Source organism: Leucobacter rhizosphaerae (genome assembly GCF_022919175.1).
Classification (GTDB): Bacteria; Actinomycetota; Actinomycetes; order Actinomycetales; family Microbacteriaceae; genus Leucobacter; species Leucobacter rhizosphaerae.
On record NZ_CP095043.1, the window covers coordinates 3007354 to 3032904 of the forward strand.

General features: G+C 70.2%; 21 protein-coding genes and 1 pseudogene. 8 read left to right on the forward strand and 14 right to left on the reverse strand.

Features of this window, described 5'->3' with window-relative positions:
- Positions 1–10 precede the first annotated feature (10 nt).
- On the reverse strand, positions 11–1075 hold the full coding sequence (locus tag MUN76_RS13885) for a BMP family ABC transporter substrate-binding protein (protein WP_244685478.1): 1065 nt from the start codon (positions 1073–1075) through the stop codon (positions 11–13).
- Positions 1076–1192: 117 nt separating this feature from the next.
- The gene (gene mtnA / locus MUN76_RS13890; RefSeq protein WP_244685480.1) at positions 1193–2236 is read right to left on the reverse strand and encodes an S-methyl-5-thioribose-1-phosphate isomerase; all 1044 of its coding nucleotides are present in this window, start codon (positions 2234–2236) and stop codon (positions 1193–1195) included.
- 453 nt (positions 2237–2689) lie between these two features.
- On the opposite strand from mtnA, the gene phoH2 reads away from it, so the two are divergent.
- Together phoH2 and MUN76_RS13900 are read left to right on the forward strand one after the other, a co-directional pair.
- Entirely contained in the window at positions 2690–3985 is a 1296-nt protein-coding gene (gene phoH2, locus MUN76_RS13895) for an RNA 5'-3' helicase PhoH2 (RefSeq protein WP_244688794.1), read from the forward strand.
- A 34-nt stretch (positions 3986–4019) separates the two neighbouring features.
- Entirely contained in the window at positions 4020–5234 is a 1215-nt protein-coding gene (locus MUN76_RS13900; protein ID WP_244685482.1) for an acyl-CoA dehydrogenase family protein, read from the forward strand.
- Positions 5235–5265: 31 nt separating this feature from the next.
- Here the strand turns inward: MUN76_RS13900 and MUN76_RS13905 are convergent, their stop codons facing one another.
- Complete coding sequence (locus tag MUN76_RS13905) at positions 5266–6258, reverse strand: LacI family DNA-binding transcriptional regulator (RefSeq protein ID WP_244685484.1); 993 nt, start codon at positions 6256–6258, stop codon at positions 5266–5268.
- Between the two features lie 163 nt (positions 6259–6421).
- Between MUN76_RS13905 and MUN76_RS13910 the strand changes: the two genes are divergently transcribed.
- Genes MUN76_RS13910 through MUN76_RS13925 form a run of 4 tightly spaced genes read left to right on the forward strand, consistent with a single transcriptional unit; the run spans position 6422 to position 10831 of the window.
- On the forward strand, positions 6422–8107 hold the full coding sequence (locus tag MUN76_RS13910; protein ID WP_244685486.1) for an amidohydrolase: 1686 nt from the start codon (positions 6422–6424) through the stop codon (positions 8105–8107).
- 47 nt (positions 8108–8154) lie between these two features.
- A complete protein-coding gene (locus MUN76_RS13915) occupies positions 8155–9063 on the forward strand; it encodes an ABC transporter substrate-binding protein (protein WP_244685488.1) in 909 nt (302 codons plus the stop codon).
- 3 nt (positions 9064–9066) lie between these two features.
- Positions 9067–10080, forward strand: a complete 1014-nt coding sequence (locus MUN76_RS13920) for an amino acid ABC transporter permease (protein ID WP_244685489.1) — start codon at positions 9067–9069, stop codon at positions 10078–10080.
- Positions 10067–10831 carry an amino acid ABC transporter ATP-binding protein gene (locus MUN76_RS13925; protein ID WP_244685490.1) on the forward strand — a complete coding sequence of 255 codons (765 nt, stop codon included), beginning with the start codon at positions 10067–10069 and terminating at the stop codon, positions 10829–10831. Before MUN76_RS13920 ends, MUN76_RS13925 begins: the two co-directional genes overlap by 14 nt.
- A 114-nt stretch (positions 10832–10945) precedes the next feature.
- Here MUN76_RS13925 and MUN76_RS13930 read toward each other — a convergent pair whose 3' ends face one another.
- The 7 genes from MUN76_RS13930 to MUN76_RS13960 form a co-directional block, all read right to left on the reverse strand.
- Positions 10946–12352, reverse strand: a complete 1407-nt coding sequence (locus MUN76_RS13930) for a class II fumarate hydratase (RefSeq protein WP_256451793.1) — start codon at positions 12350–12352, stop codon at positions 10946–10948.
- Positions 12353–12448: 96 nt separating this feature from the next.
- Complete coding sequence (locus MUN76_RS13935) at positions 12449–13135, reverse strand: carbonic anhydrase (RefSeq protein WP_244685492.1); 687 nt, start codon at positions 13133–13135, stop codon at positions 12449–12451.
- The gene (locus tag MUN76_RS13940) at positions 13132–13827 is read right to left on the reverse strand and encodes a DUF4245 family protein (RefSeq protein ID WP_244685493.1); all 696 of its coding nucleotides are present in this window, start codon (positions 13825–13827) and stop codon (positions 13132–13134) included. Before MUN76_RS13940 ends, MUN76_RS13935 begins: the two co-directional genes overlap by 4 nt.
- Positions 13828–13829: 2 nt before the next feature.
- Positions 13830–14123, reverse strand: coding sequence for an exodeoxyribonuclease VII small subunit (locus MUN76_RS13945; protein WP_244685495.1), 294 nt, complete (start codon positions 14121–14123; stop codon positions 13830–13832).
- A 156-nt stretch (positions 14124–14279) separates the two neighbouring features.
- The gene (locus MUN76_RS13950) at positions 14280–15290 is read right to left on the reverse strand and encodes an ABC transporter permease (protein ID WP_244685496.1); all 1011 of its coding nucleotides are present in this window, start codon (positions 15288–15290) and stop codon (positions 14280–14282) included.
- Positions 15291–15302: 12 nt separating this feature from the next.
- Positions 15303–16820: an ATP-binding cassette domain-containing protein gene (locus MUN76_RS13955; RefSeq protein ID WP_244685498.1), complete on the reverse strand. Its 1518-nt coding sequence runs from the start codon at positions 16818–16820 to the stop codon at positions 15303–15305.
- A 78-nt stretch (positions 16821–16898) separates the two neighbouring features.
- A complete protein-coding gene (locus tag MUN76_RS13960) occupies positions 16899–17888 on the reverse strand; it encodes a sugar ABC transporter substrate-binding protein (protein WP_244685500.1) in 990 nt (329 codons plus the stop codon).
- Between the two features lie 260 nt (positions 17889–18148).
- Here MUN76_RS13960 and MUN76_RS13965 point away from each other — a divergent pair, with 260 nt between their 5' ends.
- The gene (locus tag MUN76_RS13965; RefSeq protein WP_244685502.1) at positions 18149–19270 is read left to right on the forward strand and encodes a class II histone deacetylase; all 1122 of its coding nucleotides are present in this window, start codon (positions 18149–18151) and stop codon (positions 19268–19270) included.
- A gap of 162 nt (positions 19271–19432) precedes the next feature.
- Here MUN76_RS13965 and MUN76_RS13970 read toward each other — a convergent pair whose 3' ends face one another.
- Positions 19433–19954: an Lrp/AsnC family transcriptional regulator gene (locus MUN76_RS13970; RefSeq protein WP_244685503.1), complete on the reverse strand. Its 522-nt coding sequence runs from the start codon at positions 19952–19954 to the stop codon at positions 19433–19435.
- A 30-nt stretch (positions 19955–19984) separates the two neighbouring features.
- Positions 19985–21195 (reverse strand): annotated as a pseudogene (xseA, locus tag MUN76_RS13975) (exodeoxyribonuclease VII large subunit).
- 116 nt (positions 21196–21311) lie between these two features.
- Here xseA and MUN76_RS13980 point away from each other — a divergent pair.
- Positions 21312–22343 (forward strand): 4-hydroxy-3-methylbut-2-enyl diphosphate reductase, encoded by a 1032-nt coding sequence (locus MUN76_RS13980; RefSeq protein ID WP_244688798.1) that lies wholly within the window; start codon positions 21312–21314, stop codon positions 22341–22343.
- Between the two features lie 60 nt (positions 22344–22403).
- Here MUN76_RS13980 and MUN76_RS13985 read toward each other — a convergent pair whose 3' ends face one another.
- Both MUN76_RS13985 and MUN76_RS13990 read right to left on the reverse strand, forming a co-directional pair.
- Entirely contained in the window at positions 22404–23885 is a 1482-nt protein-coding gene (locus MUN76_RS13985; RefSeq protein WP_244685505.1) for a pyridoxal phosphate-dependent decarboxylase family protein, read from the reverse strand.
- The gene (locus tag MUN76_RS13990) at positions 23882–25327 is read right to left on the reverse strand and encodes an MFS transporter (protein ID WP_244685507.1); all 1446 of its coding nucleotides are present in this window, start codon (positions 25325–25327) and stop codon (positions 23882–23884) included. The genes MUN76_RS13985 and MUN76_RS13990 overlap by 4 nt, the downstream gene beginning before the upstream one ends.
- Between the last annotated feature and the right edge of the window lie 224 nt (positions 25328–25551).

Consider the following 25551-nt stretch of genomic DNA (forward strand, 5'->3'; position numbering starts at 1 on the left):
CGAGGGCGGGTTACGCCATCGGGTCGGTGACGGTGATCTTGCCGCTCACGATGTCGTCGCGGGTCTGCTTGACCTGCTCGAGCACCTCGGGGTTCTCCATCACGGTGCACTGCGAGTCGGCAGCGCCCTCGGTGAGGCTGACGATGGTCATGCCCTCCTCCTTCAGGCCGAAGGAGCTCGTCGCCTCAGCGGCTGAGGTGCCGTCCATGATCTCGCCGACGACGGTCTCGACGACCTTGTCCACAGCCTTGATCGTGCCGTCGACCACAAAGCCGGGAGCGATCGGGCACTGGTTGGCGTCCACGCCGTAGGCGGAGAAGCCCTTCTCAGCTGCGGCCTCCATGATGCCGCCGTTCGCGGCAGCGCCCACGGCGAAGACCTGGTCGACGCCGGTCGCGGCGAAGGCCAGCGCCTGCTCCTTGGCACGGGCGGTATCGGCGAACGGGTTGTCGCCGCCGATGACCTGCGGGTCGACGGTGTCGACATCCGGGTTCACGCTCTTCGCGCCCTCGGCGAAGCCGCCCGAGTACTTGGCGAGCAGCGGGATGTCGAGCGAGATGACCGAGCCGACCTTGTTGGCCTCGGTCAGGAGACCGGCCTCGACGCCGAGGAGGTACGACGGCTCCTGCTCGCGGAACGTGGCCTGGTAGAGGTTCTCGGGGGCGCCCTCGACGAACGTGTCGATCAGCAGGAAGTTCTGCTGCGGGTTCTGCTCGGCGAGCTCCTTGGCGACATCGCCGAACTGGAAGCCGAGCATCACGACGACCTCGGGAGCCTCGGCGATCGCGGCCTCGAGGTTCGAGCGGCGCGTGGCGTCGTCCTTCGACTCGAAGGTCTTGGAGCTGCCCTCGAACTCCTCGGCGACGGCGTCGATGCCGACCTTGCCCGACTTCAGGAACTCGTTCTGGCCGATCGGGTCGCTCGTGATGTAGATGAAGCTGGGGCCGTCGGCCGCGGCATCACCGGAGTCGCTGCCGCCGTCGCCGCTGCCGCCCGAGCAGGAGGTGAGCAGCAGGGCGGCGGAGGCCGCACCGGCGATGAGGGCCGCGCGGGCGCGGCGCTTGGTGAAGAACATGTCGATACCTTTCGAGGTGGTGTGGGGTTGGGGTAGAGCTTAGAACCTTTGCGGTGCGGGCGAGAAGTGCGTGCGGGCCCGAGTGCGCGGCGACGGGCGCCGGCACTCGGCCGCGCCTCAGCTGCGGACGTCCGAGAGCGGCACACTCGCCAGCGTCTGGCCGCGACCCGGCAGGATCACGCGGCGCTCGGTCACGATCGCGGTGATGAGTGCGTGCGGCGTGACATCGAAGGCCGGGTTGACGGCGTCGATGCCCTCGGGAGCGGTGCGCACCCCGCCGAAGCCGGCGACCTCGGCCACGCCGCGATCCTCGATCTCGATGTCCGCGCCGGTCGCCGTCGACATGTCGACGGTCGACTCGGGGGCCACGACGATGAAGGGGACTCCGGCGTGCTGCGCGGCGAGCGCGAGCGAGAAGGAGCCGATTTTGTTGGCGCTGTCGCCGTTGGCCGCGATGCGGTCGGCGCCGATGAAGACGGCGTCCGCGATCCCGCGCGACAGCAGGAACGGGCCCGCGGAGTCGATCAGCAGGCGGAAGGGGGCGTTCATGCGCTGCAGCTCCCAGGCGGTGAGGCGCGCGCCCTGCAGCAGCGGGCGGGTCTCGAGTGGGAAGGCCTCTTCGAGCGAGCCCTGCTCGAGGAGCGTCTGGATCACGCCGAGCGCGGTGCCGCGCTCGACGGTCGCGAGGCTGCCCGTGTTGCAGATGGTCATGACCCGCACCCGGTCCTTGCCGGTGAGCTCCCGGGTCAGGTCGGCGCCGCGCAGGCCCATCGAGATGCAGGCGGCGATGTCCTCGTCGCGGATCAGCAGGGCCTCCTCGAGGATGCCCGCGGGGCCCTCGTCCAAGCGGGTGAGCGCACGATCCACGCCCCAGGAGAGGTTGACGGCGGTCGGCCGGGCCTCGCGCAGGAGGGCGGCCTGACGCAGCACCTCATCGCGGTCGAACTCCTCGTCGCCGTTCGCCGCGTCGACGCTCGCGGCGATGAGCGCCGTGCCCATTGCTCCCGCGACGCCGAGCGCCGGGGCGCCGCGAACGGCGAGGCGCTGGATGTCGTCGATCAGCGCGGAGAGCTCGGTGACGCGCAGGACCTCGAGCTGCTGCGGGAGGAGCGTTTGGTCGATGAGTTCGATGGCCCCGTCGATCCAGTCGATCGTGCGCAAGCGGTTCCCCCTGGGTTCTGTGGTGTGCCGGGAGCCTCGCGGTGGGGCATCCCGGACGGTCGTGCCGCAGCTCTCAGAATACCGGAAGTACCGGCGCCCTCGAACGCGATCGCTGCAGCCCGCAGTGACGATTCCCGGGTCGCGCGTTCACCCGCGTGCGACATGGCGTTCGTGCGACGGACGCGCGTCGTTCACGTTTCGGATCGCGTGTCGCATCATTCGGATTCCGAATCGCGGCGTACCTTGTCTGGTATCGGGCATCGCGCCCGACGAGCGGGTGGCTCGCTCACGGCAGAACACCGAGATGGGGTCGCCCGTTGAAGCCGACACGGCTTCAACGCCCCGTTGGAGCCTCGGACAGCCGAAGGAGCCATCGTGGCCAACACCCAGCACCCCCTCACCCAGACTGACGGCGGCACGGAACACGAGCACCGCACCGGGACCGATCAGCAGGTGGAGCAGCAGCAGCGCAGTTACGTGCTCGACACGTCGGTCCTGCTCAGCGATCCTTCGGCACTCTTCCGCTTCGCGGAGCACTCGGTGGTGCTCCCGGTCGTCGTGGTGATGGAGCTCGAGAAGAAGCGCCACGATCCCGAGCTCGGCTACTTCGCCCGACGGGCGCTGCGGATCCTCGACGAGCTGCGCGCGAAGCACCTGCGCCTCGACTTCCCCGTGCCCGTCGGGGAGCACGGCGGCACCGTGCGCGTGGAGCTGAACCACACGAGCGTCGAAGCCCTGCCGAGCGGGATGCGGCTCGGCGACAACGACACCCGGGTGCTCGCGGTCGCGCAGAACCTGGCGTCGGAGGGGCTCGACGTGACGGTCGTGTCGAAGGATCTGCCGATGCGTCTGAAAGCGGCGGCGCTGGGGCTCGGCTCGGAGGAGTACCGCGCGGAGCTCGCGCGCGACGACAGCTACACCGGCACGAGCTCCGTCGAGCTCACCGAGGAGCAGATGCGGATGCTCTGGGAGGACGACCGGCTCGACGACGTCGAGGCCGTCGCCGACCTGCCGCGAGGCACCGGGCTGATCCTCAGCTCGCCGCGGGGATCCGCGCTCGGCCGGGTGGACGGGTCGCGCTCGCTCGAGCTGGTGCGCGGCGATCGCGAGATCTTCGGCCTCACCGGCCGGAGCGCCGAGCAGCGGCTCGCGATCGACCTGCTGCTCGACCCGACGGTCGGGATCGTGTCGCTCGGCGGCAGCGCCGGCACGGGCAAGTCGGCGCTCGCGCTCGCCGCGGGACTCGAAGCGGTGCTCGAGCGGCGCCAGCACCGCAAGGTCATGGTGTTCCGCCCGCTGTATGCGGTCGGCGGGCAGGAGCTCGGGTACCTGCCGGGCGATCACCAGGAGAAGATGAACCCCTGGGCCCAGGCGGTGTTCGACACCCTCGGGTCGATCGTCTCGGAGAATGTGCTCGACGAGGTCGTCGCGCGGGATCTCATCGAGGTCTTGCCGCTCACGCACATCCGCGGCCGCTCCCTGCACGACGCGTTTGTGATCGTGGACGAGGCGCAGTCGCTCGAGCGGGGAGTGCTGCTCACCATGCTCAGCCGTATCGGTCAGAACTCGCGGGTGATCCTGACCCACGATGTCGCGCAGCGCGACAACCTGCGGGTCGGCAGGTACGACGGGATCGCCGCGGTCATCGAGAAGCTGAAGGGGCACTCGCTCTTCGGCCACGTCACGCTGAACCGCTCGGAGCGCAGCGAGATCGCCGCTCTCGTGACGGAGCTGCTCGACACTCCGTAGGCCCGTGCGCTCGAGCCCGGCGTAGGCTGGGAAGGTGACTGGGACGACGATCGACGACCTGCTGCCACCCGACCTGCTCCGCCGGGCCCGAGACCGCGCCGCCACGACCGACGCGGAGAATCGGTTCTTCGCCGAAGACTTCGAGGAGCTGCGGGCAATCGGCTACCTCGCGGCGGTCGTCCCCGACGCGCTCGGGGGATCTGGGCTCTCGCTCGAGTCGCTCGTGACTGCCCAGCGCTGCCTGGCCGCCCACGCCCCTGCGACGTCGCTCGGCGTGAACATGCACCTCGTGTGGACCCAGGTGGCGCGATTCCTGCACGATCGCGGGATCACGACCCTCGACGGGGTGCTCCGCGACGCGGTCGCCGGCGAGGTCTTCGGGTTCGGGATCTCCGAGGCCGGCAACGACGCGGTGCTCCTGGATTCGACCTCGACGGCCGAGCCGCACCCCGACGGCGGGTACCGCATCTCGGGCACGAAGGTCTTCACCACGCTGTCGCCGGTGTGGACCCGGCTCGGGGTGCACGCGCGCTGCGAGCGGGCGGGAGCGGATCCCGAGCTCGTCTTCGGGTTCGTCCGGCGCGAGGCAGCCGGGGTGCGGGATCCGGGATCGGCGTCCGCCGGGCTCGCCGAGGGACGCATCGAGCATCCGGGCACCTGGAATCCGCTGGGGATGCGGGCGACGCAGAGCTGGACGACCCGTCTCGACGGGGTGCGCGTGCGCCCGGACGACGTCGCCGCGCGGATCGCCCCGTTCGACGGGCGTGATCCGCTCGTGCTCGCGATCTTCTCGTCGTTCTCGATCCTCACGGCATCGGTCTACGCCGGGATCGCGGACCGGGCCCTGGAGCTCGCGCGGGCGGCCGCGAATCGACCGGCGCCGCGGCCGGGTGGGGGCGAGCCCGACGGCCGGATCCGTCTCGACGACCCCGACACGGCGGCCACGCTCACCGCCGCGGTACTGCGCCACCGGCGATCGCTCGACGCGCTGACCCTGCTCGCGCGCGACGTCGACGAGCGGCGTGAGCGCGACGACTGGTTCCTCGCGCTCGCCGCCGCGCGCAACGAGGTCTGCGACGAGGCCCGGGCCGCGGTCGACGTGGCCATGCGGCTCACGGGATCCCGTGGCTTCCAGGCCGACTCCGAGCTGGCGCGGCTCTACCGCGACGTGCTCGCGGGGCTCTTCCACCCGTCGTCGTCGGCGGCTCTCGCGGCGACGGTGCGCGGGTCGCTCGCCGATCCGGCTTGAGCGCGATCGCCGAGCGATCGGGTCGAAGCGCCTACGTCGCGCGCACCACGAGGGGCGCGGGGATCCGCTCGACGCGGGGCGTCGACGGGCGCGTGTCCTCGCGCAGCAGCTCCGCCAGCATCTGCGCGGCGCGCTGCCCGTAGAGGTACGGGTCCATGTCGACGGAGGTGATGGGCGGGGTGTGGAACTTCATCATGGTGCTGTCGACGCCGGAGACCAGTGTGATGGATTCGCCGATGGCGTGCCCGAGCCCGCGGAGGACCCCGGCGATGCGCACGGCGAACCCGTCGCCGCAGACGAACAGCCCGTCGCAGGCGCCGGGCGCGCCGGTCATCGCCGCGGCGAGCTGATCCCGGATCGCCTCGTTGCTGTCGCCGACGGAGACCCGGATGATCTCGGGATCCACGTCGTGGGCCCGGCACCACTCCAGGTAGGTCGACTCGACGACGTGCGACCACTGCGAGACCGTTTCGATCGTCAGGAGCCCGGGCCGCGCCGTGCCCCGGTCGAGCATGTGGGAGAGGGAGTCCCGGGTGCTGGCGGCCGTGTCGGACTCGACCATGCCCCACGGTGAGGCGGCAGACGGGGGCGGGGGGTCGATGCACACGGTGGGGGTGCTGCCGCGCAGCAGCTCGTGCATCCCGAGGTCGTCGGAGTGGGGCTCGACGATGACGAAGCCGTCGACGACCGGGAAGTCGCGCACGTCCCCGGTCTCGAGTGCGGAGGGGAGCAGGACCGGGGAGAGGTCGGTGTCGGCGAGACCCGCGGCGATCCCGCGCGTGATCTCGGCGTAGTAGAGCGAGTACTCCATCACGGTCGACGGGAAATAGACGCCGATGGTGCCGGTGCGTCCGCTGCGCAGCGACTTGCCCGTGCGGTTGGTGCGGTAGCCGAGCGAGGCCGCAGCCGCCTCGACCTGCTCACGGGTCTCGGGGGAGACGCCGGGTTTGCCGTTGAGCGCCATCGAGACCGCTGCGGCCGAGATGCCGAGGTGGCTCGCAATGTCTTTGAGGGTGGTCGGCACGGGCGCCTCCTGGGGTCGAGCGGGAACGGACCACGGCCCCGTTACGCATTCGTGATCTGGAACTTTTGACGTCGTCGGGGTCGCTGGATAAGCTACAGCCTATTACTTAATCGATTAAGTAACGGGTGGTTTCGCACTCATCACGATACTAAGGGAGTTTCTGTTGACTGAGCGACTCGAGCTCGCGTTCACGAATGGCGCGCTCTTCGACGGCGAGAGTTACCATGCAGCGCCGACGCACGTCGGCGTGGCCGGCGGCCGCATCGTGCTCATCGGCGACGAGGTGCTCGACGCGATCGGGCCCGGGACCGAGGTCGTCGACTGCGACGGCCGGCTGGTGCTGCCGGGCATGAACGACGCGCACGTGCACCCGATCGAAGCCGGCATGGAGATGCTGGGCTGCAACCTCGCCGACGGGTACACCCGGGAGGACTATCTCGAGCTCGTGCGCGCCTACGTCGACGCACACCCGTCGGTGGAGTGGATCGTCGGCGCGGGGTGGCAGCAGGCGGCGTTCCCGGGCGGTGCACCGCTGCGCGAGGATCTGGACGCGATCTGCTCGGACCGGCCGATCATCCTCTCGAACCGCGATCACCACAGCGCGTGGCTCAACAGCGAGGCCCTGCGCCGCTGCGGCATCGACGCGAACACCCCTGACCCCGCGGACGGTCGCATCGAGCGCGACGCCGACGGCGCCCCCACGGGCACGCTGCACGAGGGGGCGCGCATGCTCGCGCTCTCGCACGCACCGGAGCCCACCTTCGACGACATGTACGCCGGGTTCCTCGTGGGGCAGCGGAAGCTCGTCGACTACGGCATCACGAGCTGGCAGGACGCGCTGATCGGGCAGTACGGCAACCACAGCCCGGAGTTCTACACCGTGTACCGCACGGCCGAGGAGCGCGGCGAGCTGATCGCGCGCGTCAACGGCGCCCTGTGGTGGGAGCGGTCCCAGGGGCTCGAGCAGGTCGACGCCTTCGTCGCGCGGCGCGCCGCGGTGGCGGGCGGGCGGTTCCGCGCCGACACGATTAAGATCATGCAGGACGGTGTCGCCGAGAACCAGACGGCCTCGATGATCGAGCCCTACCTCGTGCCCGGGTGCGAGTGCCGCGGCTCCGACAACGCCGGGATCTCGTTCGTGGATCCCGAACGGCTGCCCGACTACGTCACGGCGCTCGACGCGCTCGGGTTCCAGATCCACTTCCACGCGCTCGGCGACCGTGCCGTGCGCGACGCCCTCGACGCCATCGGCGCCGCGCGGGATCGCAACGGCGCCGATGCCGGCCCGATGCACCTGCTCGCGCACATCCAGATCATCAATCCCGCCGATGTGGCCCGGTTCCGCGCACTCAACGCCTCCGCCAACATGCAGCCGCTGTGGGCGAGCTACGACCCCCAGATGATCGATCTCACCGTGCCCTTCCTCGGCGACGAGCGCGTCGCGCACCAGTATCCGTTCGGCTCGCTCCACCGGAGCGGCGCCCACCTCAGCGGCGGATCCGACTGGCCCGTCACCTCGGCGGACCCGTGGCTCGGGATCCACGTCGCCGTCAACCGCCGGGTGCCGCGGTCGCACCCGGACTTCAACGAGCGCGTCTTCCTCGCCGAGGAGAAGCTCGACCTGGCGGTGGCGCTCCGCGCGTACACGCTCGGCGGGATCGAGGCGAACGGCCGGGATCACGAGGTCGGGCGGATCGCGCCGGGCTATCTCGCGGACCTCGTCGTCACGAACCGCGATCCCTTCGCCGGATCGGCCGAGGAGATCCACGCGACGCACGCGGAGCACGTCTACGTCGACGGCCGCCTCGTCACCCCCGCCCACGACGCGACGATCCCCGCCGCGCGATGACCACACTCACGACCACCCACACTGCATCACCCCCGAAAGGATCCACCATGTTGAAGAAGACACTGTTCGCAACGGCCGCGATCGCGCTGGTATTCACCGCCGGGTGCTCCGCCTCCGACGCCAAGGACGGCGACGCGGGCGCCGCGAGCGCCACCACCGCCGTCGATCTCGCGAGCATCGAGAAGAGCGACGCAGCCGCAGCGCTGCTGCCGGCAGACATCGCCGAGCGCGGCACCTTCGTGCTCGGGATCGACGCGACCTACCCGCCGAACGAGTTCAAGGACGACGCCGGCAACCCGATCGGGTGGGAGGTCGACCTCATGAACGCTGCCACCGTGAAGCTGGGCCTCGAGCCCGACAACCAGATCTCGAAGTTCGAGAACATCATCCCGAAGATCGAGATGGACAAGTTCGACTCGGGCATCGCGGGCTACTACGACACCGTGAAGCGCCAGGAGAACTTCGACATGGTCGACTTCTTCATCGCGGGCAACCAGTTCGGCTCGCTCGAGGAGAACACGATCACCTCGGAGCTCGACATCTGCGGCCAGAAGATCTCCGTGCCCAACGGCGGCTCGGCTCCTCTGTACTACCTCCCCGAGGTGGAGAAGCGGTGCCTGGCCGAGGGCAAGGGCAAGATCGAGGTCATGGGCTACGACACGACGGAGGAGATGGTCGCGGCCGTCTCGCTGGGACGCGCGTACGCCTTCGTCGCCGACTCCCCGGTCGTGAGCTACGCCGTGAAGAACAGCGAGGGCAAGCTCGTCGGGTCGGATATCTACGAGACCCTGCCCGCCGGTGCGCCGTTCAAGAAGGGCAACGACGAGCTCGTCGAGGCCTTCGCCGCCGCGATGCAGGAACTGCACGATGACGGCACCTACGACGAGATCCTCGACTTCTGGGGAGTCGAGGCCGGTCGTATCGACACGATCACCGTCAACGCCGGCACGGAGTAGCCGATGACAGAGATCACTCACGTGATCCCGGTGGCACCGCCGAAACGAATCACGGCGGTGCCGCTCCGGCATCCGTGGCGCAACCTGCTCGCGTTCGGGCTCATCTTCCTGCTCATCGCGTTTGTGCTCGACGCCGCGCAGCGCGAGGCCTACGACTGGCCCGCGTTCGCGACCTACCTCCTCGACGAGCGCGTCGTGGCGGCGGCCGGGGTCACGCTCGCGCTGACTTTCCTCTCGATGTTCGGCGCCATCGTCATCGGCATCGTGCTCGCGGTCATGCGCGAGACGAGCAACCCGGTGCTGCGCGCGATCGCCTGGGGGGTCATCTGGTTCTTCCGGGGCACCCCGGTGTACGTGCAGCTCGTGTTCTGGGGGCTGCTCGGCACGATCTACCAGTCCATCAATGTGGGGATCCCGTTCACGGAGCCCTGGCTCGTACTGGAGACCGCCGACATCATCCCGGTGTTCTGGCTCGCGGTCATAGGCCTGGCGCTCAACGAGGCCTCGTACATGGCGGAGATCGTGCGTGCCGGGCTGCTCTCGGTCGACGACGGGCAGACGGAGGCGGCAAGCGCCCTCGGCATGAGCTGGTGGCTGATGATGCGGAAGGTCGTCATCCCGCAGGCCATGCGGGTCATCATCCCGCCGACCGGCAACGAGCTGATCGCGATGCTGAAGACGACCTCGCTCGTCACGGCCGTGCCGTTCAGCCTGGATCTCTACACGCGGACCCGGGACATCTCGGCCGCGACGCTGAACCCGATCCCGCTGCTGCTCGTCGCGTCGGTGTGGTACCTCTTCTTCACCTCGGTGATGATGATCGGGCAGGCGCAGCTCGAGAAGCACTTTTCGAAGGGGCAGTCTGGCCGGAGTGCCGCGCCGCGGAAGAAGCGCACGGCGCGCGGGGCCGGCGCGATCCGCACCGGCGCCACGACGAGCCCGGAGACCGGCACGGGATCGACCGCGGATCCGGTCGTTCCCGGCATCACGGAAGGAGCGAGCGATGAGCGACGTTAAGGTCCTCGCGCAGGACGTCCACAAGTCGTTCGGCGACAACCATGTGCTCCAGGGCATCAACCTGACGATCCGGAAGGGCGAGGTGAGCTGTCTCCTCGGCCCCTCCGGCTCCGGCAAGTCGACGTTCCTGCGCTGCATCAACCACCTCGAGACGATCGACTCGGGCCGGATCGAGGTCGACGGCACGCTGATCGGGTACCGCGAGCACGGGGACAAGCTCTACGAGCTGCAGCCGTCCGTCGCGGCGCAGCAGCGCGAGAACATCGGCATGGTGTTCCAGCGCTTCAACCTGTTCCCGCACATGACGGCGTTCGAGAACATCACCTGCGCCCCGATCTTCGTGCGCGGCGAGCGCAAGAGCGAGGCGCGGGAGTCCGCGCTCGCGCTCCTCGAACAGGTTGGGCTCGCCGACAAGGCGGACGCCTACCCGCGCGAGCTCTCCGGCGGGCAGCAGCAGCGGATCGCGATCGCGCGTGCGCTCGCGATGAAGCCGGACCTCATGCTGTTCGACGAGCCGACGAGCGCGCTCGATCCCGAGCTCGTCGGCGAGGTGCTCGAGGTCATGAAGTCGCTCGCGGAGACCGGCATGACGATGATCGTGGTGACCCACGAGATGGGCTTCGCGCGTGAGGTGGCCGACTCGGTGACCTTCATGGACGGCGGAGTGGTCGTCGAGCACGGCACCCCCGAGGAGGTGCTCGTGCATCCGCAGCACGGCCGAACGCGCGCCTTCCTCTCCAAGGTGCTGTAGCGCCGCGGAGCAGGTGCACGCCGCGCCTGGCACCACCTGCTGCGCGCCGCGCGCCGAAACGCCGAGAGGCGCTGCCCACCATCGTGGACAGCGCCTCTCGGCGTTCGTGCGGAGCTACTTCGCGACGCCCGGGTGGGTCATCGAGAGGAGATCCAGCGCCTGATCGAGATCGGCCTCGGAGACCTCGCCGCGCTCGACGTAGCCGAGGTCGACGACGGCCTCGCGCACGGTGATGCCCTTCTTCACCGAGTGCTTCGCGATCTTCGCCGCGGCCTCGTAGCCGATGAGGCGGTTCAGCGGCGTGACGGTCGAGGGGCTCATGCCGGCGAGTGCCGCCGCGCGCTCGAGGTTCGCCTCGAGGCCCGCGATGGTCTTGTCGGCGAGGACCACGGCCGCGTTCGAGAGGAGACGGATCGACTCGAGCAGGGCGGTTCCCATGACCGGGATCTGCACGTTGAGCTCGAAGGAGCCCGAGGCGCCCGCCCACGCGATCGTCGCGTCGTTGCCGATCACCCGTGCGCAGACCATGAGCACGGCCTCCGGCACGACCGGGTTGACCTTGCCGGGCATGATGGAGGAGCCGGGCTGGAGGTCGGGGATGTGCAGCTCGGCGAGCCCCGTGTTCGGGCCCGAGCCCATCCAGCGGATGTCGTTGTTGATCTTCGTGAGCGACACGGCGATGGTGCGGAGTGCACCCGAGGCCTCGACGAGCCCGTCGCGGTTGGCCTGCGCCTCGAAGTGGTTGCGCGCCTCGGTGATCGGCAGTCCGCTCGACTGCGCGATCTCGGCGATGACCTTCTCCGGGAACCCGAGGGGGGTGTTGATCCCGGTGCCCACGGCGGTGCCGCCCTGGGGCACCTCGGCGACGCGGGGGAGTGCCGCCTCGACGCGCTCGATGCCGTAGCGGATCTGCGCGGCGAACCCGCCGAACTCCTGGCCGAGGGTGACCGGGGTCGCGTCCATGAGGTGGGTGCGGCCCGACTTCACCGCGGTCTTCCAGAGCTCGGACTTGGCCTCGAACGCCTCCGCGAGGTGCGCGAGCGAGGGCACGAGCTGCTCGATGAGCGCACCGGTCACGGCGATGTGCACCGAGGTCGGGAACACGTCGTTCGACGACTGCGAGGCGTTGACGTGGTCGTTCGGGTGGACGGGGGCGCCAAGGTGCTTCGTCGCGAGGGTCGCGAGCACCTCGTTCATGTTCATGTTCGAGGACGTGCCCGACCCGGTCTGGTAGGTGTCGACCGGGAACTGATCGTGGTGGGCGCCGCCGATGATCTCGTCGGCCGCGGCGACGATGGCCTGGCCGATGGGCGCCTCGAGGATCCCGAGCTCGACGTTCGCGATCGCTGCGGAGCGCTTGATGCGGGCGAGCGCGACGATCTGGGCGGGCTCAAGGCCCGCACCGGAGATGGGGAAGTTCTCGACGGCGCGCTGCGTCTGCGCCGCGTAGAGGGCGTTCTTCGGCACGCGGACCTCGCCCATCGTGTCGTGCTCGATGCGGTACTCGATCTCTTCAGTCACTTTCATCCTTCGGTTCGATGTGGGATCCTGCGGCGTCGCGCAGGTCGACGGTGGAGCGTGAGGGCCCGACCACGCCGGGCAGGCGTGGCAGGCGGATTAGAGGGCGGGCAGTGCCAGGTCGCCCGACGCGATGTCGAGCGGTCCGACGGCGCTGATCGGCACCGCACGGCCCTCGGCCAGGCGGTACTGGCAGCCGACGATCCCGAGCCGGCCCGCAGCGACCGCGTCGCTGATGATCCGTGAGCTGCGGAGCAGGGCGTTCACCGTGCCGCCGAGGTGGACCCGGCCGACGGCGTCGGGGTCGATGAGGTCGCGGTCGACGTAGGGGGTGTTCCGGTTCTCGCGCATCCAGAGGTGCTGCACAGCGGGCAGGATCGGCTGCAGCGTGTTCTCGACGGCGACCGGCACGGGATCCGGATCCTGCGCCATCAGATCGATGGACGCGGCAACGGCGCCGCACGAGTCGTGCGCCAGCACCACGATGATCGCGACGCCGAGATTCGCCACCGCGTACTCCATGGACGCCACGATCGACTCCGCCACGACGTGCCCCATGTTGCGTGCGACGAACAGGTCGCCCAGGCCGGCGTCGAAGATGATCTCGGCCGCGAGCCGCGAGTCGGAGCAGCCGAAGAGGGCGGCATCCGGGTTCTGCACACTCGCGAGCTCGTTGCGTCGCTCGACGTCCTGCCGCGGGTGCTGCGGCCCGCCCGCGATGAAGCGGGCGTTGCCCGCCGCGAGGGCGTCCCAGGCGGTCTGCGGGCTGACACGGGGTGCGGTCACGAGGTCTCCTCTGCGGTGGGGGTGGAATCGGTGGTCTGCGGGCCGTCGACCGAGGCGGCGACCTCGGTGGCGAGCACCCGCAGCGTGCCGGCGGTGTCCGTGCCGTAGACGAGCAGGGCGCCGTCGCCGGTGTCGGCGGCGAGGCCGAAGAGCATGTTCGCCTGGTCGGGGCTGCGGTCGGAGTGGTCGTACACGATCCAGTCCAGGCCGCCGAGGCGTTCGGTGCCGGTGGGGGACTGCTGCTCGAGCTGCGTCGCGATCCAGGCCTCGTCGACGGGGGAGCCGTCGGCGGTGAACGCCTGCACGACGGCCGCGTACGCGTCATCCGCGGTCGTGTAGTTGATCTGCCAGTACGTGATGCCCTCGGACTGGCGGAGCACGGCCTGCTTGGCCTTCCACCCCTCGGGCACATCGGGTGCCGCCAGTGTGCGGCCGGCACTCGGCGAGGCCTCGGCCGCGAGGGTCACGACGTCGACCGAGCGATCCTCGAAGCCGCCCGTTCCGCGGGGAACCATGAGGAAGATGACGAGCACGAGCCCCAGGCTGACGAGCAGCGACAGCACGAGGTTGTTGACCGTCTTGCGCGCCCGGTAGTTGTGGGAGTCGATGGCCTTGCGCGCCGCCGTCTCCGCGGGGGTCTCCGGGCGACCGAGACCGGCCACCTCCACGGGCGGCTTCTGCTGCTTCGCCACGGCTACTCGGTGCCCTCGGTGCCGGCGTTGTCGTTGCCAGTGCTGTCGGTGTTGGCGTTGTCAGTGCCGGCGCCGTTCGCCGTGCCGGCGCCCTGCCGCGCGGCCTCCAGGCGCTGGCGCGCTCCCAGCAGCCACTCCTCGCAGCGTGCGGCCAGGGCCTCGCCCCGCTCCCACAGTTGGATCGACTCTTCGAGCGTCGAGCCGCCCTGCTCGAGGCGGCCGACCACCTGCACGAGCTCGTCGCGTGCCTGCTCGTAACTGAGCTCGGCGGGATCCTGGAGGGCAGGGGAAGACATGGCTCCCAGCTTACAGCCGCCGGCTGGAGGGATGGGCGAGTGCGCCTCAGGCGGTGCTCACAGCTCAGGCGGATGGAAACCGGGGCTTCCAACCGCCTGACGTGCGAGCACCGCCTGAGCCGTCCGGGATGCCGAGATCCAGGATCCCGGCCCCGCCTAGGTGGTCGCGGCCGGGGTTTCCTCCCGCACCGCCTTTTTCCCGAGCTTCGCCCAGGAGCTCCGGATCATGCGCTGGATCGAACTGTCGAGGGCGACCGCGACGATCAGCGTTGCGCCGATGAGGATGGTCTGCAGGAACGGCGACGCCTGCATGAACACGAGGCCCGCGCGCAGCACCCGGAAGAAGAGGAGACCGGCCACGACCCCGCTGATGCGGCCGACCCCGCCCTCGAACGCGATGCCGCCGAGCAGCACGACCGTGAGGGCCTCGAGCTCGAGCCCCGAGCCGATGTTCGGGTTCGCCGACTGCACCTTCGCGGAGAGGAACATGCCGGCGAGGGCGGCGAATGCCCCGGTCGCGACGAACAGCAGGAAGCGCGAGCGCTTGACGTTCACGCCCATGAGCCGGGCCGCGCGCTCGTTGCCGCCGATCGCCTTGACCTCTTTGCCGAACTTGGTGTGGTTCAGCACGTACCAGCCGAGCGCGATGACCACCACGAGGGCGACGATCTGGATCGGCACGGGGCCGATCTTCATCGTGCCGATGGCGCGGAACGTCTCCGGGAGCTCGGCGCGCGGGATCGTGCGGCCGTCCGAGAGGAGCAGAGCGAATCCGCCCCACACGCTGAGCGCGCCCAGCGTGACCACGAACGAGTTCAGCCCCATATAGGAGACGAGGAACCCGTTCAGCGCCCCGGTGAGCACGCCGGTGCCGATCGCGACGAGGAAGCCGAGAAGCGTCGAGCCGGTCGAGCTCATCGTGAGGCCGCCGGTGATCGCGGCCGCGGATGCGACGGATCCCACCGAGAGGTCGATCGTGCCCGACATGATGAGGAAGGCGGCCGGGATCGCGATCAGCCCGAGCTCGGCGGCCTGCAGCAGGATGCTCTGCCCGTTCGCGAAGCTGAAGAAGTTGGGGCGGAGGATCGAGAAGACCGCGACCAGCACGATCAGCGCGAGGAAGATGCCGTTCTTGGCGGCGAAGATCTTGATGCGTTCTGCGTTCATGAGGGCTTCCGTTCAGGCGCGGCCGGGGGTGGCCGGGTGGGGCTCGGTCGCATGCGAGGCGGCGGCATGCGACTCGGCGATCGTGAGCAGCGAGGTCAGGAGGTCGGCGTTGAAGGATTCGGATCGGGGCACCTCGGCGAGGCGGTCGCCGAGCACGGTGTAGGCGCGGTCGCACATGCTGGCGATCTCATCGGATTCGCTCGACGCGACGATGACGGCGGCGCCGCGACCCGCGGCCGCGCGGGCGGCCTCGACGATGTCGAGCTTGGCTCCGACATCGACGCCCTGGGTGGGCTGGGCGAGGATGAGCAGGACGGGCTCGGCGGGGTAGAGCCAGCGCGCGAGCAGGTGCTTCTGGCGATTGCCGCCGGAGAACTGCGAGACCTCGGCGTCAGCCGAGGGCCCGCGGATGTCGAGGGCCTCCCGGGCGTGCGCGTAGACCTCCGCGCCGGATCGGGCCGAGACCCACCAGCCCCGAGAGGGGCCCGCGGCGTACCAGGGCAGCATGACGTTGTCGAGCGCAGTCTCAGACGCGATGAGGCCCTCGGTGTCGCGATCCGGCGGGACGAAGAAGACGCCGCGCCGGATCGCCTGGGCGGGCGACGCGAAGCGGTGCGTGGTGCCGTCGAGCTCGTACGCGTGCGGCGAGGCGGCGGCTCCGGCGAGCTGGGCTGCGATCCCGAATTGCTCGCCGCCCGCCATGCCGAAGAGTCCGACGACCTCGCCCGCCCGGGCCGCGATCGGACCTCCCGGAGTGGTCACCGACATGACCTCGCGGCCCGGCTCGACGTGCGTGAAGTCGAGGGAGCGCAGGTCCGGCACGAGCGCTTCTGCCAGCTTCGCCGGGGTGAACCCGCTCGCGGGCCCGTCGACGACCAGGCGGCCGCCGCGGAGCACGACGATGCGCGTGCAGACCTCCATGATGTCGGGGAGGCGGTGGGAGACGTAGACGACCGCCACGCCGCGCGCCGCGAAGCCGCGGATGAGTTCGTGCAGGGCGTCGGTCTCGGCGCGACCGAGGGCGGCCGTCGGTTCGTCGAGCAGCAGCACCTTCATCTCGCCGGAGAGCAGCCCGCGCGCGAGATCGACGAGCTGCCGCTCGCCCAGGCTGAGCGCCTCGACCGGCATGTCGAGCGGGAGCTCGGCGCCGACGGTCGCGAGCGCCTCCTGGGCGCGGGCGCGCCGCTCGGCCGCACCCGGTGCCTTGCGCGCCAGGAAGAGGTTCTCGAGCACCGACATGTTCGGGGCGAGCGCCGGCTCCTGGTGGATCACCGTGATCCCGAGCTGCGCGGCCTCGCGAGGGGTGAGCCGGCGGTCGATGTGCACCCCGTCGATGCTGAAGCCGCCGCTGGAGGCCCCGATCACGCCAGTGGTGACGTTGAACAGTGTGCTCTTGCCGGCGCCGTTGTGCCCGAGGAGACCGACGATCTCACCCGGGGCGACGGCGAACTCGATGTCCTCGAGCGCGCGGGTGGCGCCGAAATCGACGGTGACGCCGGTGTATGCGAGGCGATGCTCCGCAGTGGCCATTCCTGAAGTCCTCTCGACGGTGAGGGGTGCCGCAGCACCGGGGCGGGTGCCGGGCGCGCGGCCCGGCACCCGGAGCTGCTACTGGTTCGCCAGGAGGAAGTCCTCGGCGTTTGCGCTCGTGACCTCCGTGACGGGCACCGTCTGATCCTCGACCGGCTTGCCCTCGGCCGCGTCGACGAGCATCTGCGCGTTCGCCTCGGCGAGCTGGCGGGCCGGTGCGATGTAGGCGAAGCGCCAGAAGGAGCCCTCCTCCTGGATGATCTCCAGCTCGGCGTCGGTCGCGTCGAGGTTGGCGAGCAGCATGGTCTCGTCGGTCGGGGAGACACCGGAGTCGGTGAGGGCCTGGTAGGCGCCGAGTGCGGGATCGTTCGCGATCGCGAGCCACACCTTGGTGTTGGGCACGGCGTTCAGCTGGTTCTGCACGGCGGCGTAGCCGTCGTCGAGGCTCAGCACCTTGTGCTCGGTGATGTTGAGGTTGAGGTTCGCGGCTTCCAGCGCGTCGAGCATGCCCTGCCCACGGAGGCGGCCGAGGTCCGTGTCGGGCCACCCCAGGAACGCGACGTCGACCTGCTCGTCGCCGTAGGTCTCCTTGATCCACTCCGCGGCCTTCTCGCCCGCTTCCCTGCCGTCGGCCTCGTGGTCGAGCACGACGGCGGCTTCGACCCCGTCCCAGGTGCTGCCGTACCCGAGCACGGGGATGCCGGCGTCGGTCGCCTGCGTGGTCACGGCGACCATGGCGTCGGACTGCACCGGGTAGCCCATGATGGCCTTGATGTCGCCGCGCACGATCCAGGACTCCCAGTCCTGCACCTGCGTCTGCGCGTTCCACTTCGGATCGTCGGTGACGAACTCGTAGCCGGCGTCGGTGACGATTGTCTCCATGAAGGGGAGCATGTCGTTCCAGATCTGGATGTCGAGCCCGGCGAAGCTCATCGCGACGGCGCCCTTGGAGCCGCCCGCGTCCCCGCCGCCTCCGGCGGACCCGCTGTCGGAGGTGCAGCCGCTCAGCGCGAGGGCTGCGGCTGACGTGAGTGCGACGGCACCCAGGATGCGGCTGAAGCGTTTCATGTGTGACTCCCTTGTCGTGTGTGCTCGGCCTCCGCGCGGGTGCGTAGAGGCTTGGGCCAACCCTGGTCCTGTAGCGTCACCCATAAGACCATGAATAGCTGACGATAGTCAATAGGGTTTCTGTTTCATTAATGTTTCGACACTGAAATGTGACTTTCAATTGTGATTTATCAATTTACGGGGTTACAGTGGTGGGCACCTCGCCTCAACGTCGCGTCGGCTCGCTTGAGGGATCCACGAACCCTGGAAGGACACTCGCAATGGAGCGCAGAACCGGATACGTATGGCACGAGCAGTACGCCTGGCACGACACCGGCACGCACGCAGGCATCTACCCGTCTGGCGGGTACGTGCAGCCGTACCGCAACTTCGAGAGCCCCGAGTCGAAGGCCCGTTTCGCGGGCCTCGTCGAGGTGTCCGGGCTGCTCGAGCAGCTGGTGCGGGTGCCCGCGCGGCAGGTGACCGAGGAGGATCTGCTCCGGGTGCACACGCCGGGGCACGTGGAGCGGATCCGGACGCAGTCCGAGGCCGGGGGCGGCGATGCCGGTGACGGCTTCTCGCCCTTCGGTCGCGGCGGCTACGAGCTCGCGCGACTGGCGGCGGGCGGGACTCTCGCTGCGGCGGAAGCCGTGCTCGACGGGACGGTCGACAACGCCTACGCGCTCGTGCGCCCGCCGGGCCATCACGCCGAGCCGGATCAGGGGCGCGGCTACTGCCTGTTCGCGAACGTACCGGTGGCGATCGAGGCGCTGCGCGCGGCCGGGCGGGTGACGCGTGTGGCGATCTTCGACTACGACGTGCACCACGGCAACGGCGCCCAGAAGATCTACTGGGAGGATCCGGACGTGCTCACGATTTCGGTGCACCAGGATCGGCTCTTCCCGGTCGACAGCGGCATGGTCGATGAGCAGGGCACCGGGCCCGGAGCCGGCACGAACATCAATGTGCCGCTGCCCGCGGGATCCGGTGATGGTGCGTACTGGTCGGTGGTCGACGAGGTCGCCTGGCCGGCGATCCGCGCGTTCAAGCCCGATATCATTCTCGTGTCGAGCGGCTTCGACCCGTCGGCGCTCGACCCGCTGGGGCGCATGAGTGTGACCTCCGGCGGCTTCCGGGGGATCGCCGAGCGCCTGCTCGCGATCGCCGACGAGGCCTGCGACGGCAAGATCGTGTTCTCGCACGAGGGCGGCTACTCCGCTGTGCACGTGCCGTTCTGCGGGGTCGCGGTGCTCGAGGCGCTCAGCGGGATCCGCACCGACGTCGAGGACCCGTTCAACGTCTCGGTGGGCAACTCGCCGACGCGCGAGCTCACCGAGTGGCAGACCGACGTGATCGAGCGGTCGGCCGAGCTGGCCCGCGCGCTCGGCCTCGTCGTCGACTGAGGCCTGGCGGGGCTGGGCGGCCCGTCTGCGCCCGGCGCTGTCCGTGCGGCCCGGGGTCCTATCGTCTCTGCCTACCCTCGAGTGGACGCAAGTGCACCACGTGATTCACCACGCGGTGCACTTGCGTCCACTCGTGCGTGGGTGAGTGGGTGAGTTGCTCCGCTAGCGGCCGTTCGCGAGCGGGAAGATCGGGCGGTGCGTGTGCACCGCCTCGTACAGGAACGTCTCGATGTGCGAGACCCCGGGCACCTCGCGGATCTGCCGGTTGATCAGCGTGAAGAGCTCGCTCGGCGACGTCGCGTAGACCTCCGAGAGAATGCTGAAGCGACCCGAGCCGAGCACGACGTAGCGAACCCCATCGAATCCGGCGATCCGGTCGGCCACGGCGTCGATGTCACCCGAGACCTCGATCTGCAGGCTCGCGATGCTGCTGAGCCCCACGGCGTGCGGGCTCGTCACGCCGATGACCCGCACGACCCCGCGCTCCTGCAGTCGCTTCACGCGCGCCCGGGCGCCGCCGGGGGTGAGACCCACCTCACTCCCGAGATCCGCGTAGCTCATGCGTCCGTCGCGCTCGAGGAGCAGGATCAGGCGCTCGTCGAGCGCGTCGAGCGCGCCGGACGGCTCGGGAGCCTCCGCGCGCGGTGCTGCGGCGGCGTCCGGAGTGTTCGATCCCTGGGTCATAGGATGCAGTATCCCACGCCGCCGTCGAACCTAGTCGACCGTCGCCGCGAGCCGCCCACCCGCGAGCGTGACGCGAAGCTCGGTGCCGCCGGGGGCCTGCGCCGGATCCCGGAGCACGGCGCCGTCGGCGAGCTGCGCGATGGCGTAGCCCCGCTCCAGCGTTGCCCGGGGGAGAGCGCGGTCAGGCGGGCGCGCGTCTCGATCAGGGCGGTCGCGCGGTCCTCGATCCCGCGCTCCGCGAGCTCGGTGCCGCGCGCGATCCAGCGCACGAGCTCCTCCGCGCGCTCATCGACGAGGCGCTCGGGGTGCATGAGCACGGGACGGCCCCGCAACTGCAGAATGCGATCGGTCTCGTGCTGCAGCAGGTGTCCGAGGCGAGAGCTCATGCGGGCGCGGGCCTGGTCGAGGCCCGCGAGCTGCTCCCCGACGTCGGGGACGACCCGCTTCGCGGCGTCGGTCGGGGTCGAGGCGCGCAGGTCCGCGACCTCGTCGAGCAGCGGGCGATCGGCCTCGTGCCCGATGGCGCTGACGATCGGGGTGGTCGCGGCGCTCGCCGCACGCAGCACGCGCTCGTCGCTGAAGGGGAGCAGATTCTGGAAGTCGCCGCCGCCGCGCGCCACGATGATGACGTCGACCTCGGGATCCTGATCCAGCGCCGCGATGCCCGCGGCGACCTCACCCGCGGCCCGGTCGCCCTGCACCGCGGCGTAGTGGATCCCGAACCGCACGCCCGGCCAGCGCAGCGTCGCGTTGCGCACCACGTCCTTCTCGGCGTCGGAGTCGCGCCCCGTGACGAGGCCGATCTTCGCGGGCAGGAAGGGGAGCGCGCGCTTGCGCGAGGCGTCGAAGAGCCCCTCCTGCTGCAACTGGCGGCGCAGCTTCTCAAGACGCTCGAGGAGCTCACCCAGTCCCACGTGCGAGAGCTCGAAGACCTGCACGGTCAGCGAGCCGCCCTTGACCCAGTAGTTCGGTTTGACGAGGGCGATCACCCGGTCGCCCTGCGCGAACTCGCTCGTCAGCTTCTGCGCGACCGAGCGCCACACGGTGAAGCTCACCGTCGCATCCTGCGTGAGGTCCCGGAGCTTGCCGTAGACGTGGCCGCCGCGCACCTGCCACTGCGTGACCTCGCCCTCGATCCACACGGTGCCGAGCCGATCGATCCACGCGGCGATCTTCTCGCTCATGGTCGCGACGGGCCACGGGGCCTCTCGGGTGGCGGGGGTGTTCGACGCGTCTGCCATGCCTCGACACTACCCGCCTGCTCCCAGAGGGAGCGGCGTAGACTGGGTGCATGGCTGAAACGCAGGTGTCCGTGCAAGACCAGCGCACCATCGGTGCGCCCGTGGTGAGCTTGGCGATGCCCCGGCTGCGGCGCGATGCCGGTCGTCTGAAGGATCTCCCGGTCGACGGTGCGAAGCAGGTGCTGCTCGCCGCGCCGCGCGGATACTGCGCGGGTGTGGATCGCGCCGTGGTCGCGGTGGAGAAGGCACTGGATCGCTACGGTGCCCCGGTCTACGTGCGGAAGCAGATTGTGCATAACGTGCACGTCGTGCGCACGCTGGAGCGCATGGGAGCGATCTTCGTCGAAGAGGTCGACGAGGTGCCCGAGGGCGCGAACGTCGTGTTCTCGGCGCACGGGGTCTCACCCGCGGTGGTCTCGGCGGCAGAGGACCGGCACCTGCACGCGATCGATGCGACCTGCCCGCTCGTCACCAAGGTGCACCGCGAGGCCGTGCGCTTCGCCCGGCAGGACATGGAGATCCTGCTGATCGGGCACGAGGGGCACGAGGAGGTCGAGGGAACCGCCGGCGAGGCGCCCGAGCACATCACGATCGTGAACTCGCCCGACGACGTCGCGACGCTCGAGGTGCAGGATCCCGACAAGCTCGTCTGGCTGTCGCAGACCACCCTCTCGGTCGACGAGACGATGGAGACGGTGCGTCGACTGCGCGAGCGCTTCCCCAACCTGCAGGATCCGCCCAGCGATGACATCTGCTACGCCACGCAGAACCGCCAGGTCGCCATCAAGAAGATCGCCCCGCAGGCCGATCTCGTGATCGTCGTCGGATCGTCGAACTCGTCGAACTCGGTGCGCCTCAAGGAGGTCGCGCTCGAGTACGGTGCGAAGGCCGCCTACCGGGTCGACTTCGCGAGCGAGGTGAAGCAGGAGTGGCTCGACGGCGTGCGCACGGTCGGCGTGACGAGCGGTGCCTCGGTGCCCGAGGTGCTGGTGCAGGAACTCCTCGACGATCTCGCCGATGCCGGGTACTCCGACGTGCGCGCCACGGTGACGGCCGAGGAGGATCTTGTCTTCTCGCTGCCGAAGGAGCTGCGCCAGGACGTCAACGGCAAGCGCGACGCGCGCGCTCTCGGCGGCCGCGTCCGCTAGCTCGGCTGACGGCCCCGCGTGTGCTGAGACGCCCGACGGCTCTGCGGACGCACGGCCGCTCTATGGTTCGGAGACGCGCGCCAAGAGTTCTGTGAGCAGCGCCTCTGCCACCGGCGCGGGCAGACGCTCGACCAGCGCCATGAGCGGTGCGAGTCGACCCGGGAGCGACCGCCCCTTCGCGGCACCGCCCGCGCCCGCAAGCTGCAGGATCGTCCAGGCCATCGCCGGGCCGGGAACGCGCGTCCCCGAGCCGTAGCCGAGCGCGCGGAGTGCTGCCAGTTCGAGCCGAGGATCAGCCTGCGGCGTGCCGCGCACCGCATCGGCGGCCCGGGTGAGCGCACCGATGAGCTCGGGCATCGAGCGCTCCGTCACCGGGGTGATGGTGAGGTGGGCGCTGTGGGGGAGGCGCGTGCCGTTCGGCTGGCGGAGCCCCGGCTGGTGCTGGATCTTGAAGCCGCTCCGAGCGACCGCGTCGGCCAGGTGGTGCGGATCCACCTGCTGCGCGGGCGGCACCGACGGGTCCGCGATCAGGGAGAGCGCGGGGCCGACGGGGAGCCCCTGCACGGCGAGGCCCGGGATCGGCGCGACCGCGTGCGCGATGTCTTCGGTGGCGCGGATGCATGCGGCCGTCAGGTCCGCGTAGCCCGCCGTGCCGAGGTAGCGGATGATGGCCCAGGCCGCGGCGAGTGGGGATGCCGAGCGGGATCCCAGCAGCGTCGGGTTCACCACGGGATAGCCGGGCCACTGCGTCGTGGCGAAGAACTGCGTGCGGTGACGGTCACGGCCGCGGTGCAGCAGGACCGAGACACCCTTCGGGGCGTAGCCGAACTTGTGCAGGTCGGCCGAGATGCTGGTCACGCCCGGCAGACGGAAGTCCCACGCGGGGAGCCCGGGCCACCAGGGCAGAGCGAAGCCGCCGAAGCAGGCGTCCACGTGGCAGAGGATGCCGCGGGCCGCGGCCGCCGACGAGACCTCCCGCACCGGATCGAGCGCCCCGCTCGGGTAGGCCGGCGCGGAGACGACGACGAGGGCGACGTCGGAGCGCAGCCGGCGGATCACCTCGTCTGCCCGGACCGAGCCGTCGGGTTCGCAGGGCACGGGGTCCCACTCGACGTCGAGCACCCGTGCTGCCTTCTGGAAGGCGGCGTGCGCGGTCGCCGGGGCCACGAGCCGGGGGCGCTGCTCCGCGCGCTCGGGGTGCTGCGCCCGCCACAGATCCCGAGCCGTCTTGACCGCCAGCAGGCAGCTCTCGGTACCGCCGCTGGTCACGCTCCCGACGATCCGACGCCCGAGCGGCCGTGTGCCGCCGTGCAGCGCCCGCCGGGTGAAGGCCACGACGTCGCGCTCCATTGCGGCGATCGACGGGAAAGTGGTGGGGTCCAGTCCGTTGAGGGGGCGGGCGATCTCCGCCGCGGCGGAGGCGAGCGCGTCGAGCTCGTCGAGGCCGGAGTCGTACACGTAGGCGAGCACGCGGCCGCCGTGGGTCGGCGCGTCGAGCTCGCGGAGCTCGCGCAGTTCCGCGAGGACCTCCGCGGGGGTCACGCGGCGGCTCCGCGCACGTCGTGCTCGCGGAGCCGGTAGCGCCTGAGCGTGACGAGACTGAGGAACATCAGCGCGGCGGGCAGCAGGCTGAAGGAGAGCGAGATCCCGGCGATCGCCTGGGCGGGCTGCGTGACGCTCATACCGGCTGAGGACTCCACGTAGCCGGAGAGCGCGAGCACTAGCGTGAGCACCGTGGCGCCGAGCGCCATGCCCGCGGTCTCGCCCGCGGTCCAGACGCCGCCGAAGACGCCGGCACGGGACTCGACCGGGATGCCGGTGGGGCGCGCGTTCCACGGGCCGGGCGGGGTGATCTCCGCGAAGCGCTCACGGTCGACGCTGATCACGTCGGGCAGCATGGCGAGGGGAAGCGACTGCATACCCGCGTATGCCGCACCGGCCACCGCGACCGGCGCAACGATCCACCAACCGGGGGCCCAGGTCATCCCGACGAGCACCAGCGTGGCGATCAGGAAGACGAGGCTCGCGAGGCGGAACGCGCGCTCCTTGCCGAGCCGATCCGCGATCCGGCGCCAGACGGGGGCGAACACGAGCGCGGGCGCGATGAGCGAGAGGAACAGCACCGTCACCGCACCCTCGTCGCGGAGCACCCACGTGGCGACGAACTGGGCGCCCGCGAGCATGAGCCCCGTCGCGAGCCCCTGCAGCATGAAGGTCAGCAGGAGTGCTCGGAACGGCTGGCTCTCGCGGAGCACGGCGAGTCCCGCGCGATAGTGCTCCATCGACAGCACCCCGGGGCGGGGGTGCGGTGAGATCGACGAGAGCCCGCGTGGCGCCACCGAGGTCGCGACGAGCAGGCCGATCGCGAGCACCACGGCTGCGATGATCGCCATGACGAGGTACCCGAGCAGGGGATCGGCGGGGAAGAGGCCGCGGAGCTCCGGCCCGCCGGCGCCGAAGAGCAGGATCGCGAGCGTCAGCACGACCACCCGCCAGGTCAGCAGCCGCGTGCGCTCCTGGTATCCAGAGGTGAGTTCTGCCGGCAGCGCGATGTAGGGCACCTGAAACAGGCTGAAGAAGGTGGCGGCCGCGATGAAGGCGACGAGCACCCAGAGCGTCGACGCCGCGACCGGCAGCCCGGCCGGCACTGCGAAGGTCAGCACGAACGCGATCGGCAGCCCGATGGCGCCGATGAGCATGGGCCCGCGCCGGGTCCCGGATCGCGCCAGCGCCCGGTCGCTCAGACCACCGATGACCGGGTCGATGATCACGTCCCAGAGTTTCGCGAGGGTCACGATGACTCCGGCGAGCAACGCCGCGACCCCGAGTGAATCCGTCAGGTAGTAGACGAGGACCAGTCCGGGCAGGGTCGCGAAGCCACCGGTGCCGAGCGATCCGGTGGCGTAGCGCGCGACGACCCGACGGGGGAGCCGGGTGTGCTCCACCGGGTCGTTCCCGAAGGACGAACTCGACCGTGAATCCATGGGCTCAGCGTAGCGCGGGCCGCGGACATTCCCGGTGAAGCTCGACGGGAACCGGGTTGGATTCGGGATCCCGGCTGAGAAGCGTTCGCGAACTCGCACCGGGCCCACACCAGCGGTGCTGCGGCACCGCACGGACGCGCACTGACTCTGAGATCTGCACTCCCGCTGACGGGAAGGCCTGAGTCCCTCAGCAGGAACGCAGATCTCTGCATGAACGCCGGTGC

Bases quoted from the DNA above. Each gene is read 5' to 3' on its own strand.
- MUN76_RS13925 (WP_244685490.1), top strand. From the start codon at position 10,067: ATGAGCGACGTTAAGGTCCTCGCGCAGGACGTCCACAAGTCGTTCGGC.
- MUN76_RS13965 (WP_244685502.1), top strand. From the start codon at position 18,149: ATGGAGCGCAGAACCGGATACGTATGGCACGAGCAGTACGCCTGGCAC.
- MUN76_RS13885 (WP_244685478.1), bottom strand. From the start codon at position 1,075: ATGTTCTTCACCAAGCGCCGCGCCCGCGCGGCCCTCATCGCCGGTGCG.
- MUN76_RS13980 (WP_244688798.1), top strand. From the start codon at position 21,312: ATGCCCCGGCTGCGGCGCGATGCCGGTCGTCTGAAGGATCTCCCGGTC.
- MUN76_RS13960 (WP_244685500.1), bottom strand. From the start codon at position 17,888: ATGAAACGCTTCAGCCGCATCCTGGGTGCCGTCGCACTCACGTCAGCC.
- MUN76_RS13955 (WP_244685498.1), bottom strand. From the start codon at position 16,820: ATGGCCACTGCGGAGCATCGCCTCGCATACACCGGCGTCACCGTCGAT.
- MUN76_RS13970 (WP_244685503.1), bottom strand. From the start codon at position 19,954: ATGACCCAGGGATCGAACACTCCGGACGCCGCCGCAGCACCGCGCGCG.
- MUN76_RS13950 (WP_244685496.1), bottom strand. From the start codon at position 15,290: ATGAACGCAGAACGCATCAAGATCTTCGCCGCCAAGAACGGCATCTTC.
- MUN76_RS13990 (WP_244685507.1), bottom strand. From the start codon at position 25,327: ATGGATTCACGGTCGAGTTCGTCCTTCGGGAACGACCCGGTGGAGCAC.
- MUN76_RS13915 (WP_244685488.1), top strand. From the start codon at position 8,155: ATGTTGAAGAAGACACTGTTCGCAACGGCCGCGATCGCGCTGGTATTC.
- MUN76_RS13945 (WP_244685495.1), bottom strand. From the start codon at position 14,123: ATGTCTTCCCCTGCCCTCCAGGATCCCGCCGAGCTCAGTTACGAGCAG.
- MUN76_RS13920 (WP_244685489.1), top strand. From the start codon at position 9,067: ATGACAGAGATCACTCACGTGATCCCGGTGGCACCGCCGAAACGAATC.